The 16,401-nt window shown below is 72.1% G+C and carries 18 protein-coding genes and 2 tRNA genes; 5 read left to right on the top strand and 15 right to left on the bottom strand.

Features of this window, described 5'->3' with window-relative positions; all coding sequences use genetic code 11:
• The first annotated feature begins 10 nt into the window (after nt 1–10).
• Nucleotides 11–1,453 (top strand): amidase, encoded by a 1,443-nt coding sequence (locus ABD999_RS38875; RefSeq protein ID WP_271275144.1) that lies wholly within the window; start codon nt 11–13, stop codon nt 1,451–1,453.
• Here the strand turns inward: ABD999_RS38875 and ABD999_RS38880 are convergent.
• Genes ABD999_RS38880 through deoC form a run of 5 tightly spaced genes read right to left on the bottom strand, consistent with a single transcriptional unit; the run spans nt 1,406 to nt 6,174 of the window.
• Entirely contained in the window at nt 1,406–2,764 is a 1,359-nt protein-coding gene (locus tag ABD999_RS38880; RefSeq protein WP_271275143.1) for an FG-GAP repeat domain-containing protein, read from the bottom strand. The two genes, ABD999_RS38875 and ABD999_RS38880, sit on opposite strands and share 48 nt — an antisense overlap.
• A 19-nt stretch (nt 2,765–2,783) precedes the next feature.
• Complete coding sequence (locus ABD999_RS38885; protein WP_148036556.1) at nt 2,784–3,629, bottom strand: aldehyde dehydrogenase family protein; 846 nt, start codon at nt 3,627–3,629, stop codon at nt 2,784–2,786.
• Nucleotides 3,622–3,819, bottom strand: a complete 198-nt coding sequence (locus ABD999_RS38890) for a hypothetical protein (RefSeq protein WP_148036555.1) — start codon at nt 3,817–3,819, stop codon at nt 3,622–3,624. The genes ABD999_RS38885 and ABD999_RS38890 overlap by 8 nt, the downstream gene beginning before the upstream one ends.
• On the bottom strand, nt 3,809–5,245 hold the full coding sequence (locus tag ABD999_RS38895) for an aldehyde dehydrogenase family protein (RefSeq protein ID WP_246640500.1): 1,437 nt from the start codon (nt 5,243–5,245) through the stop codon (nt 3,809–3,811). Before ABD999_RS38895 ends, ABD999_RS38890 begins: the two co-directional genes overlap by 11 nt.
• Nucleotides 5,245–6,174 carry a deoxyribose-phosphate aldolase gene (gene deoC, locus ABD999_RS38900; protein WP_148036554.1) on the bottom strand — a complete coding sequence of 310 codons (930 nt, stop codon included), beginning with the start codon at nt 6,172–6,174 and terminating at the stop codon, nt 5,245–5,247. The genes ABD999_RS38895 and deoC overlap by 1 nt, the downstream gene beginning before the upstream one ends.
• Nucleotides 6,175–6,348: 174 nt before the next feature.
• Between deoC and ABD999_RS38905 the strand changes: the two genes are divergently transcribed.
• The 4 genes from ABD999_RS38905 (at nt 6,349) to ABD999_RS38920 (ending at nt 10,976) form a co-directional block, all read left to right on the top strand.
• Complete coding sequence (locus tag ABD999_RS38905) at nt 6,349–6,495, top strand: hypothetical protein (protein ID WP_219546921.1); 147 nt, start codon at nt 6,349–6,351, stop codon at nt 6,493–6,495.
• 101 nt (nt 6,496–6,596) lie between these two features.
• Entirely contained in the window at nt 6,597–9,452 is a 2,856-nt protein-coding gene (locus ABD999_RS38910; protein ID WP_271275142.1) for an ATP-binding protein, read from the top strand.
• Between the two features lie 85 nt (nt 9,453–9,537).
• Entirely contained in the window at nt 9,538–10,401 is an 864-nt protein-coding gene (locus ABD999_RS38915; protein ID WP_271275141.1) for a hypothetical protein, read from the top strand.
• Nucleotides 10,398–10,976: a hypothetical protein gene (locus tag ABD999_RS38920; RefSeq protein ID WP_271275140.1), complete on the top strand. Its 579-nt coding sequence runs from the start codon at nt 10,398–10,400 to the stop codon at nt 10,974–10,976. The genes ABD999_RS38915 and ABD999_RS38920 overlap by 4 nt, the downstream gene beginning before the upstream one ends.
• Here ABD999_RS38920 and ABD999_RS38925 read toward each other — a convergent pair.
• The 10 genes from ABD999_RS38925 to ABD999_RS38970 form a co-directional block, all read right to left on the bottom strand.
• Complete coding sequence (locus ABD999_RS38925) at nt 10,973–11,539, bottom strand: TMEM165/GDT1 family protein (RefSeq protein ID WP_271275139.1); 567 nt, start codon at nt 11,537–11,539, stop codon at nt 10,973–10,975. The genes ABD999_RS38920 and ABD999_RS38925 overlap by 4 nt on opposite strands.
• Nucleotides 11,540–11,778: 239 nt before the next feature.
• The gene (locus ABD999_RS38930; protein WP_271275138.1) at nt 11,779–12,810 is read right to left on the bottom strand and encodes a UDP-N-acetylmuramate dehydrogenase; all 1,032 of its coding nucleotides are present in this window, start codon (nt 12,808–12,810) and stop codon (nt 11,779–11,781) included.
• Between the two features lie 11 nt (nt 12,811–12,821).
• On the bottom strand, nt 12,822–13,865 hold the full coding sequence (locus tag ABD999_RS38935; RefSeq protein WP_345483152.1) for a hypothetical protein: 1,044 nt from the start codon (nt 13,863–13,865) through the stop codon (nt 12,822–12,824).
• 54 nt (nt 13,866–13,919) lie between these two features.
• Nucleotides 13,920–14,348 carry a MaoC family dehydratase gene (locus tag ABD999_RS38940; RefSeq protein WP_148036547.1) on the bottom strand — a complete coding sequence of 143 codons (429 nt, stop codon included), beginning with the start codon at nt 14,346–14,348 and terminating at the stop codon, nt 13,920–13,922.
• 1 nt (nt 14,349) lies between these two features.
• Complete coding sequence (locus tag ABD999_RS38945) at nt 14,350–14,799, bottom strand: MaoC family dehydratase N-terminal domain-containing protein (protein WP_271280083.1); 450 nt, start codon at nt 14,797–14,799, stop codon at nt 14,350–14,352.
• 179 nt (nt 14,800–14,978) lie between these two features.
• Complete coding sequence (gene rpmG, locus ABD999_RS38950) at nt 14,979–15,143, bottom strand: 50S ribosomal protein L33 (RefSeq protein ID WP_019632658.1); 165 nt, start codon at nt 15,141–15,143, stop codon at nt 14,979–14,981.
• Nucleotides 15,144–15,214: 71 nt separating this feature from the next.
• Nucleotides 15,215–15,288, bottom strand: a tRNA-Met gene (locus ABD999_RS38955).
• 152 nt (nt 15,289–15,440) lie between these two features.
• A tRNA-Thr gene (locus tag ABD999_RS38960) sits at nt 15,441–15,516 on the bottom strand.
• Nucleotides 15,517–15,555: 39 nt separating this feature from the next.
• The gene (locus tag ABD999_RS38965) at nt 15,556–15,786 is read right to left on the bottom strand and encodes a transposase (RefSeq protein WP_148036545.1); all 231 of its coding nucleotides are present in this window, start codon (nt 15,784–15,786) and stop codon (nt 15,556–15,558) included.
• A gap of 60 nt (nt 15,787–15,846) precedes the next feature.
• Nucleotides 15,847–16,374 carry a C40 family peptidase gene (locus ABD999_RS38970; RefSeq protein ID WP_271280084.1) on the bottom strand — a complete coding sequence of 176 codons (528 nt, stop codon included), beginning with the start codon at nt 16,372–16,374 and terminating at the stop codon, nt 15,847–15,849.
• Nucleotides 16,375–16,401 lie beyond the last annotated feature (27 nt).

Raw genomic sequence — 16,401 nt, forward strand, 5'->3', positions numbered from 1 at the left:
CACTCTATGCATGTCGTGGGCAGGCAGGTCCGCCACGGAGATCGCGGCGGCCGTACGTCAGGGCAAGGTAGCGGCCGCGGCGGTGGCCGAGGATCATCTGCGCGCCATCGCCGAGCGCGACCCGCGGGTGGGCGCGTTCCGCGCGGTGCGCGAGCGCGCGATCAAGGAGGCGGAGGACGTCCAGGACCGGCGCGACCTGTCGGAGCTCCCGCTGGCCGGGGTCCCCGTCGCGGTCAAGGACAACCTGGAGGTCGCCGGCGAGCCGATGCGGGCCGGCTCGGCGGCCACGTCCGCCGAGCCGAAGACGGCCGACCACGAGACGGTCGCGCGGCTGCGGGCGGCGGGCGCGGTGGTGATCGGGCTGACGAACGTACCCGAGCTGACGCTGGTGGGGTTCGGCGACAGCGTGTACGGCACCGTACGCAACCCGTGGGACACCGCGCGCACGGCGGGCGGGTCGTCGTCCGGCAGCGCCGCGGCCGTGGCGGCGGGCATGGTGCCGCTCGCGCTCGGCAACGACGGCATGGGCTCGCTGCGCATCCCGGCGGCGTGCTGTGGCGTGCCGGCGCTCAAGCCGGGCACCGGCCTGGTCCCGGCCCCGACGGACGACTGGCGGGGACTGTCGGAGAACGGGCCGATCGCCGCGAACATCCCCGACCTGGCGCTGATGCTGTCCGTGCTGGCCGGGGACCCGTCGCTGGCCGAGGCGTGGCGGTCCGGCCGGCGCACCGAGCCGAGCCGGCCGCCGCTCCGCTCGGTGTGGGCGGACGACGAGGCGGTGTGGGAGCCGCCGCCGCCGAAGAACGGGCCGGAGCCGTTCGACCTGCGGGTGGCGTACGCGCCGCAGCCGTTACCGGTGGGGGCGCCGATGGACGGCGAGTTCCGGTCGGCGGTGCGCGGGGCCGCGGAGACGCTGCGGCAGGCCGGCCACACGGTGGTCGAGCGGACGAACCGGTTCCCCGCCTGGCTCGCCACCGCCACGATGGCCGCCTGGCTGGCCAGGGCCGCCGAGTCCGCCGCCCCGCACGACCCGCACGCGCTGGAGCGCCGCAGCCGCGCCCTGGCCAGGGCCGGGCGGGTGCTCAACCGCCTGGGCGCGAACGGCGACCGGGGCCGCGACCGGTGGCGCGGCTACGGCGCCGACCAGTGGTTCGGCGACGCCGACGTGCTCGTCACGCCCGCGCTGGCCGCGATCCCGCCGAAGGCCGAGCGGTGGGGCGAGCGCGGCTTCGTCCGCAACGCCCTGGTCAACGTCAGGTACGCGTCCGCGACCGGCGCGTGGAACATGTGCGGCTGGCCCGCGATGGCGGTGCCCGTCGCCACCCACTCCAGCGGGCTGCCGATCGCCGTGCAGCTCATCGCCCCGCCGGGCGGCGAACCCCACCTGCTCGGCCTGGCGGCCCAGCTACAGACCGCCCACCCGCCGATCCGGCCGCCGGGTTTCTCCAGCTGAGCGGCCGCCACCGGGCGGCACGCCGAAGCGGGACAGGACCTTCGTCCCGTCCGTCACGATGATCTTCACGCTGTCCTGACCGTGGGAGAGGACGAGCTCGTCGTCCCCGTCGCCGTCGAAGTCGCCCGCGGTCCGCGGCCAGGCCGGGCTCACGCCGTCGAGTGCGCCGCCGGGGCGCAGGCCGTCGGGGGCACCGCGGAAGACCAGGACCGGCTGACGCGGGCCGTACTCGTGGCCGCCGCCGAAGGCGAGGTCGTCGCGGGCGTCGCCGTCGAAGTCACCGGCGGCCATCGTGCCCGCGGTGCCGGTGAAGTTCCAGGTGCGGCCGTTCCCGTAGTAGACGGTCACCGTGTGGTGGACGGAGGGCGGCTCGGTCTCGTAGCCGGGCTCGTTGTTGCGGCTCCCGTTGTCGCCCACGGCGACGTCCCTGGTGCCGTCGCCGTCGAAGTCGCCGAACGCGGCGGACGACCCGTCGTTGAGCTTGTGTCCCGCCTTGTCCAGGCCGCCGGGCCCGGCGCGGAGCAGCCAGGAGGCGGTCTGCTCGCCGTCGTCGGGCTCGTGCACGATCAGCCCTGTCGCGCGCCGGCCCTCGATCCTGTCGACGGTCAGCCGCCGGAACTCCTCGCCGGACGGCGACGCCTGGACGGTCTGACGGGCCGGTGTCCCGTCACGGCGGAAGGGACCGTACAGGACGACCAGGTCGGAGTGGAAGAAGCTGCCCTCGGGCGTGCTCGGCATCGCCAGGTCGGCGGCGCCGTCGCCGTCGAAGTCACCGGCGACGGCGGCGTCGGCCACGACGTCCGTCTCCGCCCGCAACCGAACCGGCTCCTTCCCCGGCGCGAGGCCGTGCGGCCCCCACAGGACGCACGGGCGGCTCCGGTCCTCGCCCTCCCGCGCGGTGCCGAGGATGTCGCCGAAGCCGTCGCCGTCGAAGTCGGCCGCCCAGTTGGCCTGGTCGAGCCGCATGAAGCAGGACGTCTTGGACGTGGCGCCGGTCTGCCTTCCCGGGTCCAGACCGCGCGGCGAGCCGTGGACGACCGTGCGGAACGGCAGGCCGTCGCGGGTGCGGGCCTCGACGACCAGGTCGGCGCGGCCGTCGTCGTCGACGTCGTCGGCGTCCCGGCCCCGCTTGCCGGCCCGGGGCTTGACGCTCGGGAGCGCGGTGGGGGTCGAGGCCGCGGAGGTGGAAGCCGCGGGGGTGGAGGGCACGGTGGCCGACGGGACCGGCGTGCGGGACACGGGGCGGGGTTCGCCGCCGCATCCCGCGAGCAGGAGGCCCAGCGCCAGCCAGATCGTCATCCGTCTCGGCACGGCACAGACCCTAGTCCTCTCAGACCCCCATCGGGTGCCAGACCGTCTTGGTCTCCAGGAACGCGGTCATGCGTCCCAGGCCAGGGTCGCCGGACCAGTCGTCGCCGGCCGGGCCGAGCACCCGCTTGAGGTTCTCGGCCGCGTCCTGCTCGCACCGCAGCGCCAGGTCGGCGTCGGTCACCCCGGTCAGGTCGAGGGCGTTGACGTCCATGTGCGCGGCCAGCCAGGGGGCCAGCTCCGCCTGGTGACCGGTGAGGATGTTGACCACCCCGCCCGGCAGGTCGGACGTGGCCAGGACCTCGGCCAGAGTGATCGCCGGGAGCGGGGTCCGCTCGGCGGCGACCACCACGCACGTGTTGCCGGTGACGATCACCGGGGCCACCACCGAGACCAGCCCGAGCAGCGGGTCGGCGGGCGCCACCACGGCGACCACCCCGGTGGGCTCGGGCGTGGACAGGTTGAAGTACGGACCCGCCACCGGGTTGGCGGTGCCGTGCACGGACGTGATCTTGTCGGACCAGCCCGCGTACCAGACCAGCCGGTCGATCGCCGCGTCCACCGACTCCAGCGCGGCCTTCTTGCCCAGGCCGAGCTCGTCGGCGAACTGGGCGCGACGGCCCTCCAGCATCTCGGCGATCCGGTAGAGGATCTGGCCGCGGTTGTAGGCGGTCGCGCCGGACCAGCCGGGGAACGCCTTGCGGGCGGCCGACACCGCGTCGCGCGCGTCCTTGCGCGAGGCCCTGGACGCGTTGGCGAGGAAGTCACCCTTCGGCGAGGTCACGGGATAGGACCTCCCACTCTCCGAGCGCGGGAACGCCCCGCCGATGAACAGCTTGTAGGTCTTCCTGACGGCCAGCCTACTCATCGCCGCGTCCCCTCCACGTGATCTCCTGGGCTGTCTCGACCGGCACGAACACCTGGCCGCACCGGCTCACGCCGCAGCGGTGGGCGTACCAGCCGGTGCGGACGGGACGGCCGGAGCGGGCGAAGGCGTGGCCGCGGGTGGCCTGGGCGCGCGTCCGGCGCCGACGGCCGCGGCGGTGGTCACACGTCAAGGTAGGCCTCCAGACCGCGGAGCCCGCCCTCGCGTCCGTACCCCGACTCCTTGTAGCCGCCGAACGGCGAGGCCGGGTCGAACCGGTTGAACGTGTTGGCCCACACCACGCCGGCCCTGAGCTTGTCGGCCATCCAGAGGATGCGCGAGCCCTTCTCCGTCCAGATGCCCGCCGACAGGCCGTACGGGGTGTTGTTGGCCTTCTCGACGGCCTCGGCGGGGGTGCGGAAGGTGAGGATCGACAGCACCGGGCCGAAGATCTCCTCCCGGGCGATCCGGTGGGACTGCGCCACCCCGGTGAACAGGGTGGGCGGGAACCAGTAGCCGCGCCCGGGCAGCTCGCAGGCGGGCGACCAGCGCTCGGCGCCCTCCGACTCGCCGGCCTCCGAGAGCTGCCGGATCTTGGCGAGCTGCTCGGCCGAGTTGATCGCGCCGATGTCGGTGTTCTTGTCGAGCGGATCGCCCAGCCGCAGCGTGGCCAGCCTGCGTTTGAGCGCCGCCAGCAGCTCCTCCTGGATCGACTCCTGCACCAGCAGCCGCGAGCCCGCGCAGCACACGTGGCCCTGGTTGAAGAAGATGCCGTTGACGATGCCCTCGACCGCCTGGTCGAGCGCGGCGTCCTCGAACACGATGTTGGCGGCCTTGCCGCCCAGCTCCAGCGTGAGCTTCTTGCCGGAGCCTGCGACCGTGCGGGCGATGAGGCGGCCGACGTCGGTGGAGCCGGTGAAGGCCACCTTGTTCACGTCGGGGTGCGCGACCACGGCCGCGCCGGTCTCGCCCGCGCCGGTGACGATGTTGACCACGCCCGGCGGCAGCTCGGCCTGCTGGCAGATCTCCGCGATCAGCAGCGCGGTCAGCGGCGTGGTCTCGGCGGGCTTGAGCACCACCGTGTTGCCGCACGCCAGCGCGGGCGCGATCTTCCAGGCGAGCATGAGCAGCGGGAAGTTCCACGGGATGACCTGGCCGGCCACGCCCAGCGGCCGCGGGTCGGGCCCGAACCCGGCGTGGGAGAGCTTGTCGGCCCACCCCGCGTAGTAGAAGAAGTGGGCGGCGACCAGCGGAACGTCGACGTCGCGCGACTCGCGGATCGGCTTGCCGTTGTCGAGCGACTCCAGCACGGCCAGCTCCCTGGCACGCTCCTGGATGATGCGGGCGATCCTGAACAGATACTTGGCCCGCTCGCTGCCGGGCAGCCCGCTCCAGGCGTCGAACGCCTTGCGCGCGGCCTGGACGGCGCGGTCGACGTCGTCGGAGGACGCGGTGGCGACCTCGGCGAGCGTCTCCTCGGTGGCGGGGTTGACGGTCTTGAACGACGGCCCGGAGCCGTCGGTGAACTCGCCGCCGATGAACAGGCCGTAGGACGGCTTGATGTCGACGACGTCGCGTGACTCGGGCGCGGGGGCGTACTCGAACATCGACATCGCCATCAGTCCAGAGTGAAGTAGTCGGGGCCCGCGTAGCGGCCGGTGGCGAGCTTCTGACGCTGCATCAGCAGGTCGTTCAGCAGGGATGACGCGCCCAGGCGGAACCAGTCGGGGCTCAGCCAGTCGTCGCCGGCGGTCTCGTTGACCAGGACGAGGTTCTTGATCGCGTCCTTGGTGGTGCGGATGCCGCCGGCGGGCTTGACGCCGACCTGCCGCCCGGTGGCGTCGCGGAAGTCGCGCACCGCCTCCAGCATGATCAGCGTGACGGGGAGCGTCGCCGCAGGGGACACCTTGCCGGTGGACGTCTTGATGAAGTCGCCCCCGGCCAGCATCGCGAGCCAGGAGGCGCGGCGTACGTTGTCGTAGGTCGCCAGCTCGCCCGTCTCCAGGATCACCTTCAGGTGGGCGTCGCCGCAGGCGGCCTTCACCGCGGCGATCTCCTCGTACACCTTCAGGTGGTCGCCGGCGAGGAACGCGCCGCGGTCGATCACCATGTCGATCTCGTCGGCGCCGGCGGCGACGGCGAGCTTCGTCTCGCTCACCTTCACCTCCAGCGAGGAGCGGCCGCTGGGGAACGCGGTGGCCACCGAGGCCACCTTCACCCCCGAGCCGGCCAGCGCCCCGGCGGCGACGTGCACCAGGTCGGGGTAGACGCAGACGGCGGCCACCCGGGGCGCCCCCTCGCCGGGGTGTCGAGCCTTGGCGCAGAGCGCGCGCACCTTGCCCGGGGTGTCGGCGCCTTCGAGGGTGGTGAGGTCCACCATGGAGATCGCCAGGTCGATGGCCTGGGCCTTGGCCGTGGTCTTGATGGAACGGGTGCCGAGCATCGCCGCCCGCTGGTCAGCGCCGACCCGGTCGACGCCGGGCAGGCCGTGCAGGAATGCTCGCAGGGTGGCCCCGGAAGAGGCGACGTCCGCGAGCGAGGTCGTCACAATTGACACCCTCACAGCATCGCCGACCGGTGTCCCTACGTCCAAACCGGAGTTGAGGCGTGCCCTAGGTATACGCGGGCGGCCGGAGATAAGGCATCCACCCGATGTGCGGGGGCGGGCCTTAGGACGAATCTTGAAGGTGTCGAGAAGAAGCGCCTTCAAGGAGTACGAGTGATGAGTCCCGAGATCGAGTACCAGCTGATGAAGAGCCACGCGAACGAGCTGCACGAGGCCGCGGCCCGCCACCGCCGGGTGCGCGAGGCGACGAAGGGGAACAAGGCCGAGCGCCGCTCGGTCTTCGGCAAGCGCCGTTCGTCATGACCATCGCACGAGAGCCCGGCCGCACCCTCCCTCGCGGCCGGGCCTCTCAACCCCCTTAATTGCGTCGATTGCATCGGATATGGCGTGACATGCTGGATGACATGCTTGGACGCTCGGTGAGCCCTGTTTTCGTCGGGCGGCAGGAGCAGCTGACCGCCCTGGCCGACGCCTTCGCCGAGGCCGGAGCGGGCAACGCCACAGCGGTGCTGCTCGGCGGCGAGGCCGGGGTCGGCAAGACCAGGCTCGTCCAGTGCTTCGCCGAGCAGGTGGCCCGCGACGGCGCGCGGGTGCTGGGCGGCGGCTGCGTGGAGCTGTCCACCGAGGGCCTGGCGTACGCGCCCTTCACCGCCGTGCTCAGGCAGCTCGTCCGGGAGCACGGCACCGGCGGGATCGCCGCCCTGCTTCCCGACGGCGCCGAACGCGACCTGGCGCGGCTGCTCCCCGAGTTCGGCGAGCCGAGCGGCGACGGCGAGACCGAGACCGGCCGGGCCAGACTGTTCGAGCAGATCCTCACGCTGCTGGAACGACTCGCCGACGACACCCCCACCGTCCTGATCGTCGAGGACATCCACTGGGCCGACCGGTCCAGCCGCGACCTGATCGCCTTCCTCAGCCGCAACCTGCGGGTCCCGCAGGTGCTGCTGGTCATGACGTACCGCTCCGACGACCTGCACCGCCAGCATCCGCTCCGGCCCGTGCTGGCCGAGCTGGGCCGGGTCAACGGCGTGCTCAGGCTCGACCTGCCCCGGCTGTCGCGCGAGGAGGTCGCCCAGCAGATGGCCGGCATCCTCGGCAGCGCCCCCGACTACACCGACGTGGAGAAGGTCTACGAGCGCAGCGAGGGCATCCCGCTGTTCGTCGAGGCCATGCTGGAGAGCGGCGAGGACCTCGCGTTCCCCGAGTCGATGCAGGACCTGATACTCAACGCGGTCGAGCGGCTGCCCGAGGAGACCCAGCGGGTGCTCCGCGTCGCCGCCGCCGGCGGTACGCGCGTCGGCCACGCCCTGCTGTCGGCCGTGAGCGGCCTGTCCGAGCTGGAACTGGAGGCCGCGCTGCGGCCCGCCATCGCCGGCAACGTGCTGCAGATCTCCGACAACCGCGCCTACGTCTTCCGCCACTCGCTGATCCGCGAGGCCGTGCACGAGGAACTGCTGCCCGGCGAGCACCAGCGTCTGCACGCCCGCTACGCCGAGGAGATCTCCAAGAACCACCGGCTGGTCCCGCCCGGCCGCGCCCACGTCGAGCTGGCCCACCACTGGTACGGGGCGCGCGACGACGTGCACGCGCTGACGGCCGCCTGGAACGCCGCCAGGAAGTCGTTCAAGGCCTTCGCCTACACCGAGGCGGTGCCGCTGCTCGAACGCGTGCTCATGCTCTGGGACCGGGTGCCCGGCGCGGCGGAGCGGATCGGCGCCGACCACACCGCCGTGCTGGAGAAGGCGGCCGCCGCCGCGCAGGCGGGCGGCGAGGTGGACCGGGCCGTCAAGTTCGTCAAGGCAGCGCTGTCGGAGCTGGACGAGGCCCGCGAGCCGCACCGCGTGGCCGGGCTCATCGTCCGCTGGAGCAACCTGAAGATCGCCAAGGGCCAGATGGGCGTGGTGGACGACCTGCGCCACGCGCTCAAGCTGGTGCCGGAGCCGGGCGAGGCCAGGGCCGAGGTGCTGGTACGGATGAGCCAGCACCTCATGCTGCGCGGCGAGGCCGCCGAGGGCGAGATGTACGTGGAGGAAGGGCTGCGGCTGGCCCGGGAGCTGGGCGACCGGTGCCTGGAGGCCGACCTGCTGCTCAACCTGGCGCTCGGCCACTCGATCGCGGGGAACATCGAGGCCACGATCGCCACCAACCAGCGGGCGCTCGACCTCGGCAGGCAGGAGAACTCCGGCCGCGTCATCACCCGGGCGATCGGCAACATGATCGACTCGCTGCCCGACACCGGCCGCTGGGAAGAGGCGCTGAGGCTCTCCGACGAGGGCTGGCGGGAGGCCAAGAGGTTCGGCAGGCTGCGCGCCAGCGGCCTGTTCGTGCTCAACAACAAGGCCGAGGCGCTGGAGAACATCGGCCGCTGGGACGAGGCCGTCGAGACGGTCGAGCGGGCGCTCAGCTTCGGGCCGTCCCTGCGCACCCGTCACCACCTCCTGCGGGTGCGCGCCGACATCGCGCTCGCGCGGGGCGAGGTGGAGCTGGTGGAGAACATCCTGTCGGAGATCGGCGTGCTCAAGGAGCGCCCGGAGGACTTCGTCCAGGACATCACCAACAGCGCCCGGCTGCACATCGGCTGGCACATGCTGCGAGGCGAGCCCGGCCAGGCGCTGGCGGTGGCCGAGCGGATGCTGGCAAGGCCCGCGCAGTCCAGCAAGGCCATGCTCGGCTGGCGGCTGCTCGCCCTCCTGCGCACCGTCTGCGACGCGGCCGAGGACGTCGAGCCCGAACGGGTCCGCGCGGTGCGCGAGCAGGCCGCCGACGTGGCCGCGCACCTGTCGGTGACGAGCCCGGTCGCCGAGGCCTACCGGCTGACGTACTCGGGCGACTTCGACGCCGCGGCCGCCGCGTGGGAACGGCTCAACCGGCCGCACAACCAGGCCAGGGCCCTGCTGCGGGCGGCCACCGTGGCGGCGCGGGCGGGTGACAGGGACGGTGCCGCGGCCCGGCTGGCGACCGCGCTCCCCCGGGCCACCGCGCTGGGCGCGGCCCCGCTCGTGGCCGAGATCGAGGCGCTCTCGCGCCGCGTCGGCGGCGCCCAGCGCCCGCAGGAGCCGTCGGAGCTGCTCACCCCGCGCGAGCTGGAGGTGCTCCGCCTGGTGGCGCTGGGCCGGACGAACAGGGACATCGCCAAGGAGCTGTTCATCTCCGCCAAGACGGTCAGCGTGCACGTCTCCAACATCCTGGCGAAGCTCTGCGTCACCACCCGGGGCGAGGCGGCCGCCGCCGCGCACCGACTTTCTCTGCTTTCACGGTAGTTGTAGCCACCTCGTTACCGTTAGTCAGCTTCGTATGTGGTTGGGTAGTCATCTGACTTGATCACGAGGTGAAGTGGAGCGAGGCTTGTCAAGGTTCGGCTGGTGTCACCCGGCGTTCGCGCCCGTGATGGGCACGATGGTCGCGATGCTGTGTCACGTCGCGGGACTCGTCGGCGCGCTGCTGGAGTCGGTGGGCGCCACCACGGTCCCGGCGGCGGCGGAGCTGGTGGTCACGCTCATCATCGCGGTGTTCCTGACCACCGTGCTCCGCATCGCCAGGGTCGTGCCGGACATCCGCCGGGAGAGCGCCGCGACCGCCCGCGCGGTCGCCTCCGTGCAGGCGGTCCATCCGGGCGACGACACCCTCGTGGCGCGGCGGCTCAAGCTGTTCAGGGAGGCCGCCGAGGCGGGGAACGACGCCGAGGCGGTGCTCGGCGCCCGCTCCGCGCTGGACGAGAGCGAGATGGCCAACAAGCACCACCTCGACCACGCGCTGATCTGGGCGCTGCCGGTGTTCGGGTTCATCGGCACCGCGCTGACCATGGCCGCCATGGTCACCGCGTTCGGCGACGCGCTCGACCGCCAGGGCGACGCCGCCGCCCTGATGGCCGCGCTCAAGCAGCACGTGCTGCCCGAGCTGGCGTCCGCGTTCGGCGTCACCCTGATCGCGTTGTTCCTGAGCGTGCTCGCGTTCGGCGCGATGGCGCTCGCCGAGCGGGCCGAGCGGGCGAACGTGGCCGCCGCCGACGAGTTGTTCCTGCTCCACCTGGCTCGCCTGCCCGCCAAGCGGACCGCCCCCGCGCTGAACGGGCTGGCCCAGGAGCTGGCCCAGTCCAGGGGCAGGACGGAAGAGCTGATCAAGGGCCTGGACGCGCTGCGCACCGCCGTGGAGACGCTGGCCGAGTCCGGCGGCCGCCCGCAGCGCTACACGCTGGTGAGGGAGCAGTGAGGAGGCGGCCCGCCCGGTCCTTCGCGCCGCCGCTCGACCTGCGGTTCATCGACCTGTTCATGGCCATCGTGCTGGTGCTGGCGTTCATCGCGATCATGCTGACCGTGGTGGCCAGGATGCTTCCGTCGGACACCACCCCGCAGCCCCGCCAGCAGGTGGTCGCCGAGTTGAAGGAGCAGCGCGACGCCGCCGTGGCCGCGCAGCGCCGGGCCGAGGCCGAGCTGCGCGCCACGCGGGCGGCGATCGCCGAGCGGGCCACGTTCGCCCTGCCGTGGTGGCTGATCGGGTTCTGCGCCCTGCTCGGCGTGCTCGTGGTCTACCTGGAGTGGCGGATCCGGCTGTGGCGGCGGGGCGACCTGCCGCGCCTGCGCACCTGGCTGCTGGTCACCGGAGTGGTGGCCGTGGTCACCTGGGCGCTGCGCACGCGCAGCGACAGCGACGGCTACCTGCTGCTCGCCGAGATCCCCTGGTGGGCGGCCGAGGCGCTCTGCCTCGGCCTGCTGCTCGTCGCGTACGTGCTGATCTCCGACATCAGGGCCGGCCGCCGGACGCTCGGCGCGATGAGGTCACGTTAGAGGAAGGCGTCGACGAGCATCACGACACCGAAGATCGCGAAGGCGGCGGCGGCGCCGTAGCGGACGGCCTTCTCCGGAAGGTTCCTGCCCAGCATGCGGCCCACCACGATGGCCAGCGCGTCGGCGGCCACCATGCCGACCGTGGAGCCGATCCAGGTGCCGACCCAGCCGTACTGGGTGGCCAGCGTGATCGTGGCGAGCATCGTCTTGTCGCCCAGCTCGCTGAGGAAGAACGCCACCGTCACCGCGATCAGCGCGCTGCGGGTGGCCCGCTGGGCCTTGCGCGACTCCTCCTCGGTCAGCTCGTCGCCGCGCAGCGTCCAGGCGGCGAAGCCGATGAAGGCCAGGCCCGCCACGATCGAGATGGCGGTGGTGGGCAGCGCGTCGCCGATGAGCCCGCCGATGGCCACGCTGCCCAGGTGGACGACGGTGGTGGCGACCGTGATGCCGGTCAGCACCACCCATGCCTTGTAGCGGGTGGCGAACGTCATGGCCATGAGCTGGCTCTTGTCGCCGAGCTCGGCGAGGAAGATCGCGCCCAGGCTGATCCAGAAAGCTTCCACGGTCCCTCTCTCGTGCGGCCGGACCGTGGGCATCGCACCCGGGGAGATTTTCGGGCACGGCTTCGGCCCGGCAGCGTTTCGTACACGACTGCCAGGCCGAAGGTCTCGTCCGCCCGTGAGGCCCGCGCGACCGGGCGCGCGCACGCGCGCGCCAGTATGTCGATCTACGCGATTGGGACTACTCCCCTTCGGTGTTTCGACTTACCTTAACAGCGGCCCGCGCGCGGGCATTCCCCGGGTCAAATCTCGCAGCCGACCAGCACCGGCTCGTTGACCAGCGTGACGCCGAACTTCTCGCGCACCCCGTCGCGCACCTCCCTGGCCAGGGCCAGCAGGTCGCCGGTGGTGCCGGCGCCGTCCGGGTTGGTCAGCGCGAGCGTGTGCTTGGTGGAGATGCGCACCGGGCCGCGGGCGTAGCCCTTGGGGAAGCCCGCCTGCTCGATCAGCCACGCCGCCGGCACCTTGACCAGGCCGCCGGGCAGCTCCCAGCCCGGGTGGCCGGGCGCGCGGGCGGCCAGCTCCGCCGCCTGCTCCGCGGTCAGGACCGGGTTGGTGAAGAACGAACCGGCGCTGCGGGTGTCGGGGTCGCCGGGGTCGAGCACCATGCCCTTGCCGCGGCGCAGCTCCAGCACCGCCTCGCGGGCGCGGGCCAGCGGCACGCGGGCGCCGGGCTCGACGCCCAGCCGGGTGGCCAGCTCCTGGTAGGCGACCGGCCCGGACATGTCGGTGAGCTCCAGCGCGTACGTCACCGACAGCACGACGTAGCGCGACAGGTCGCGCTTGAACATGCTGGTGCGGTAGGCGAACCCGCACTGGCGGGCCTCCAGATCCTCGACCTGCTGGGTGCGGCGGTCGTAGGCGCGCACGCACCGGACGGTCTGCGCGATCTCCTGGCCGTAGGCGCCGACGTTCTGGATCGGGGTGGAGCCCACCAGGCCAGGGATGCCGGCCATGCACTCGACGCCGGACCAGCCCTCCGCGACCGTGCGGGCCACCAGCGGGTCCCAGTCTTCGCCCGCCTCGACCGTCACGAGCACCTGCTCGCCGTCGCGGGACACCCGCACGCCCTTGGTCTCCACCCGGACGACGAGCCCGTCGAAGCCCGCGTCGGACACCACGAGGTTGCTGCCGCCGCCGAGGACCAGCGTCGGCCGCGCGGCGCGGTCGGCCTCGGCCACCAGGGAGACCAGTCGCTCGGCCGTGTCGGCTTGGACGAAGTCGAGGGCGGGACCGCCCAACCCCAGCGTGGTGTACGGCGCGAGCATCTCCATAGGGGTCTAGCTTAGGAGGGTTCCAGCATCCTGAGCACCCGGCCGTGGTTACGGTGTGACTCCTCCAGCCGGTAGTCGTCGGCCACGGCGTGCACGCGCTCCTGCCGTACGGGAAGGCGCGTGCGGGGCACCACCAGCTCGCCGCGCAGGCGCAGAGACAGCTCCAGGTCGGCGTCGGCTCCGTAGCGGGCCTGTTCGGGCAGGGCCGCTACGGCGGCCGAGCGGCGCACCGCCATCAGGTCACCGGTCAGCGCGGGCACCTTGCCCGGCCCGGCCTCCAGCCACTCGGCTCCGCTGTCCGGCCTCTCGGCGCCCGGCGGCTTGCGGCCCTTCCACCCGGCGGCCACCGCGCCTTCCTGCACGGCGGCGATCAGCGGCGTGAGGGCGTCGCCCACCAGGACCACCGAGGTGTCCATGAACACGTGCACCTCGGCGGTGTCCAGCTGGAGCAGCTTGGCCCTGGCCGCGCCCCAGGTCGCGGTGCCGCCGAGCCAGTGCGGCGTCTCGGCGACGTGCCACACCCGCACCCGGTCAGGCTCGCGCCCGGCCAGCACGTCCAGCACGTCGCCGGCGCCTTCCACGTTGCCCAGGTCGAGCGCCAGCACCGTGCAGCCGGTGTACGCCAGCACCGACTCCACGCAGGCGCGCACGTCACCCGGCCAGCCGTCCACCAGGAGGCCGACCGAGGCGGTCACGTCCTTGGTCTCCACCCGCTGCCGCTCGGCGTTGACGCCCAGGTCGTCCATCCGGTTGGTGGCCAGCGTGCCGTCCCACACCCGCTGCGCGTGCAGCATGTCGTCGCCCGGGTCGCCGTGCTGGCCTGGATCGCCGGAGAAGCCGAACTCGGCCGCGGGGTTGCCGCGGGCGCCTTCGCGGCGGCGGCCCTTGGTGCCGGCCGTGCCCACGCCCGTGGCGCGTGCGGGGGTGGGCACGGCGGCGCCGCCGGCGGTGTCGCGGCCGGTGCCGCTCGCGCCGGCGATCTCGTCGGTCCTGGCGGGCCTCAGGTGGGCGGGCGGCCGGTCGTCCGTGACGGCCGAGACCGGGATCGACTCCACAGTTGGCCATGCTTTCTCACTCATGACCGTCACGCGTACCCGAGAATCGGCCGCCTAGGCGAGCCGCACCACGGCCCTCGCCTTGGACAGCACCCGGGCGTCCCCCGATCGGGCGGTCAGTGCCACCACGACCTTGCCGTCGTCGAGCTTCTCCTCCACGACGCCGCTCACCGTGATCGTCGCGCCCTCGTCGTCGTCGGGCACGACCACCATCGACGAGAACCGCACCCCGAAGTCTACGACCGCGCCCGGGTCGCCGGCCCAGTCGGTGACGAACCGGCCCGCCTGCGCCATCGTGTACATGCCGTGCGCGATGACGTCGGGCAGGCCCACCATCTTGGCGAACCGCTCGTTCCAGTGGATCTGGTTGAAGTCGCCGGACGCTCCCGCGTACATGACCAGGTTGACCCGGCGCACGCGGTAGTCGACCGGCGGGATCTCCTGGCCCACCTCGACCTCGTCGTACTTCACCGTCGCCGTCATGTCAGGCCGCCCCTCCGCGCTCGACGATCGTGTTGTACGTGGTGCAGACCGGCTCGCCGGAGACCGTCGTGACGTCGCTCCTGACCGTCAGCAGCTCGTTGCGCCCGGCGGTGCGGATGTCGGTGATGGTGGCGGTGGTGACCAGCTCGTCGCCCGCGTAGACCGGGCGGAGATACTCGAAACGCTGCTCACCGTGGACGACCATGGCGAAGTTGAGCCCCAGGTCGGGGTCGGCGAGCGCCTCGCCGCCGCCCCGCAGGCTGAAGACGATCGGGAAGGTGGGCGGGGCCACCACGTCGGGGTGGCCGGCGGCCCTGGCGGCGTCCCTGTCGTGGTAGATCGGGTTGTCGTCGCCGATCGCCGCCGCGAACTCTCGGATCTTCACCCGGCTGACTTCGTATGGAGTGCTGGATGGGTAACTGCGCCCCACGAAGTCACGGTTCAAGGCCATCGATGCTCCCTCGCATGTCTCACCGGACGCGCTGTTGAGCAGAAGGTAACAGAACAAGGTTCGGCTGTCGCTGCCGATGGCCTGCTTTTTGCCGCCCCCCGGACATGACAAACCGGCGCCCGGAGGGGACGCCGGTTGTGCGCTCTATGGAGGCCGGGAGTGACCGCCCCTGACGAGAACTAGCGGGTCTCGCGGTGCGCGCGGTGGCAGCGGCAGTTGGGGCAGTACTTCTTCAGCTCAAGCCGATCCGGGTCGTTGCGCCGGTTCTTCCGCGTGATGTAGTTGCGGTGCTTGCACTCCTGGCAGGCCAGCGTGATCTTCGGCCTAACGTCGGTGGCAGCCACTTGGGAGTGCCTTTCTACGTTCGGGACATGGACATGCCCGGACCCAGGCCGGGTGACCTGGGTGAGGGCAGTAGCGGAGGCCGGACTTGAACCGGCGACACAACGATTATGAGCCGTTTGCTCTGCCTGACTGAGCTACTCCGCCTTTGAAGCCGGAAACGACCCGGCCCCGTAGAGGATACCCGACCCCGCGAGCGTCTACGTCACTCGCCTGGTCAGGCGGGGTGATGCAAGTATGCCAAAAGCACCCCCGGCGACACAAAGCAAAAACCCCACCGTGGTGGGGTCTGTCGCGGGTGGAGCCCCCAAACGGAATCGAACCGTTGACCTTCTCCTTACCATGGAGACGCTCTGCCGACTGAGCTATAGGGGCCTGTCCGGCGCTGCGGACAGGTGTAACCATACACGGCACTCAACGATGATGCGAACTCGTTCGGGCCGTCTCCCGCCCGGTTTTCCGGGGTCGCTCGGGCAGCGCGATGACCTCGCAGAGATCGGCCAGATCGACGTGGCGCGCGACCTCGGAGACCGACGCGCACTCGGCGACGAGCCGGCCGTTGCGGCGCACCCTCAGCACCTGACGCCCGGCCCGCATGCCGAGCACGATCTCGTACCCGTCGCTCCCGACCCATCGCCTGTCCATAGCGGCACACATTAGCCTTCGGGTCTCTCAATTTCCCCCGAGACGACAGGCGTAACGGGATCAGTAGCGGTAGAACCCGAGGAATCCGGGCACCTTCGCGATGTCGTCCACCCGGACGATCGCGCCGGTCTCGGGGGCGTTCATCATCCGCCCGAGGCCCAGATAGATGCCGACGTGCCGGGTCCTGAGCCGTTTCTTCCTGCGTTCGCCGAAGAAGACGAGGTCACCCGGCACCGGCGACCGGACCTGGCGCATCCGCCGTACGTGGTCGTCGGTGTTGCCCGGCCCGAGCACGTCCGCGCCGTGCGCGAGCGCGTACACCCAGCGCGTGAGCCCGGAGCAGTCCAGCCCCCGCGTCCGGGTGGCGGGGCAGGGCTTGATCCTGCCCGTGTAGCCGGCGCAGGTGCCCGTGGAGGGGCCGGGGCGTTCGGCGTGGCCGCCGCCCCAGGAGTAGACGATGCCGTGGCGCTCGATCTCGTACGCGATCGCGACGATCCGGGGTAAGACGTAGTGCTTGATCGGGGCGGAGGCGGTGACGACGAGCAGGACGAGCGCCATGGCGAGCAGAGCTCCGCGCCTCCCCGACACCCGTGCCTCCCTCGTGATGCCGGTTCA

The sequence above is a fragment of the Nonomuraea ferruginea genome (genome assembly GCF_039540635.1).
Lineage (GTDB): Bacteria > Actinomycetota > Actinomycetes > Streptosporangiales > Streptosporangiaceae > Nonomuraea > Nonomuraea ferruginea.

Bases quoted from the DNA above. Each gene is read 5' to 3' on its own strand.
- ABD999_RS38885 (WP_148036556.1), bottom strand. From the start codon at position 3,629: ATGAGTAGGCTGGCCGTCAGGAAGACCTACAAGCTGTTCATCGGCGGG.
- ABD999_RS38895 (WP_246640500.1), bottom strand. From the start codon at position 5,245: ATGGCGATGTCGATGTTCGAGTACGCCCCCGCGCCCGAGTCACGCGAC.
- ABD999_RS38905 (WP_219546921.1), top strand. From the start codon at position 6,349: ATGAGTCCCGAGATCGAGTACCAGCTGATGAAGAGCCACGCGAACGAG.
- ABD999_RS38930 (WP_271275138.1), bottom strand. From the start codon at position 12,810: ATGGAGATGCTCGCGCCGTACACCACGCTGGGGTTGGGCGGTCCCGCC.
- ABD999_RS38940 (WP_148036547.1), bottom strand. From the start codon at position 14,348: ATGACGGCGACGGTGAAGTACGACGAGGTCGAGGTGGGCCAGGAGATC.
- ABD999_RS38910 (WP_271275142.1), top strand. From the start codon at position 6,597: ATGCTTGGACGCTCGGTGAGCCCTGTTTTCGTCGGGCGGCAGGAGCAG.
- ABD999_RS38945 (WP_271280083.1), bottom strand. From the start codon at position 14,799: ATGGCCTTGAACCGTGACTTCGTGGGGCGCAGTTACCCATCCAGCACT.
- ABD999_RS38965 (WP_148036545.1), bottom strand. From the start codon at position 15,786: ATGGACAGGCGATGGGTCGGGAGCGACGGGTACGAGATCGTGCTCGGC.
- ABD999_RS38875 (WP_271275144.1), top strand. From the start codon at position 11: ATGTCGTGGGCAGGCAGGTCCGCCACGGAGATCGCGGCGGCCGTACGT.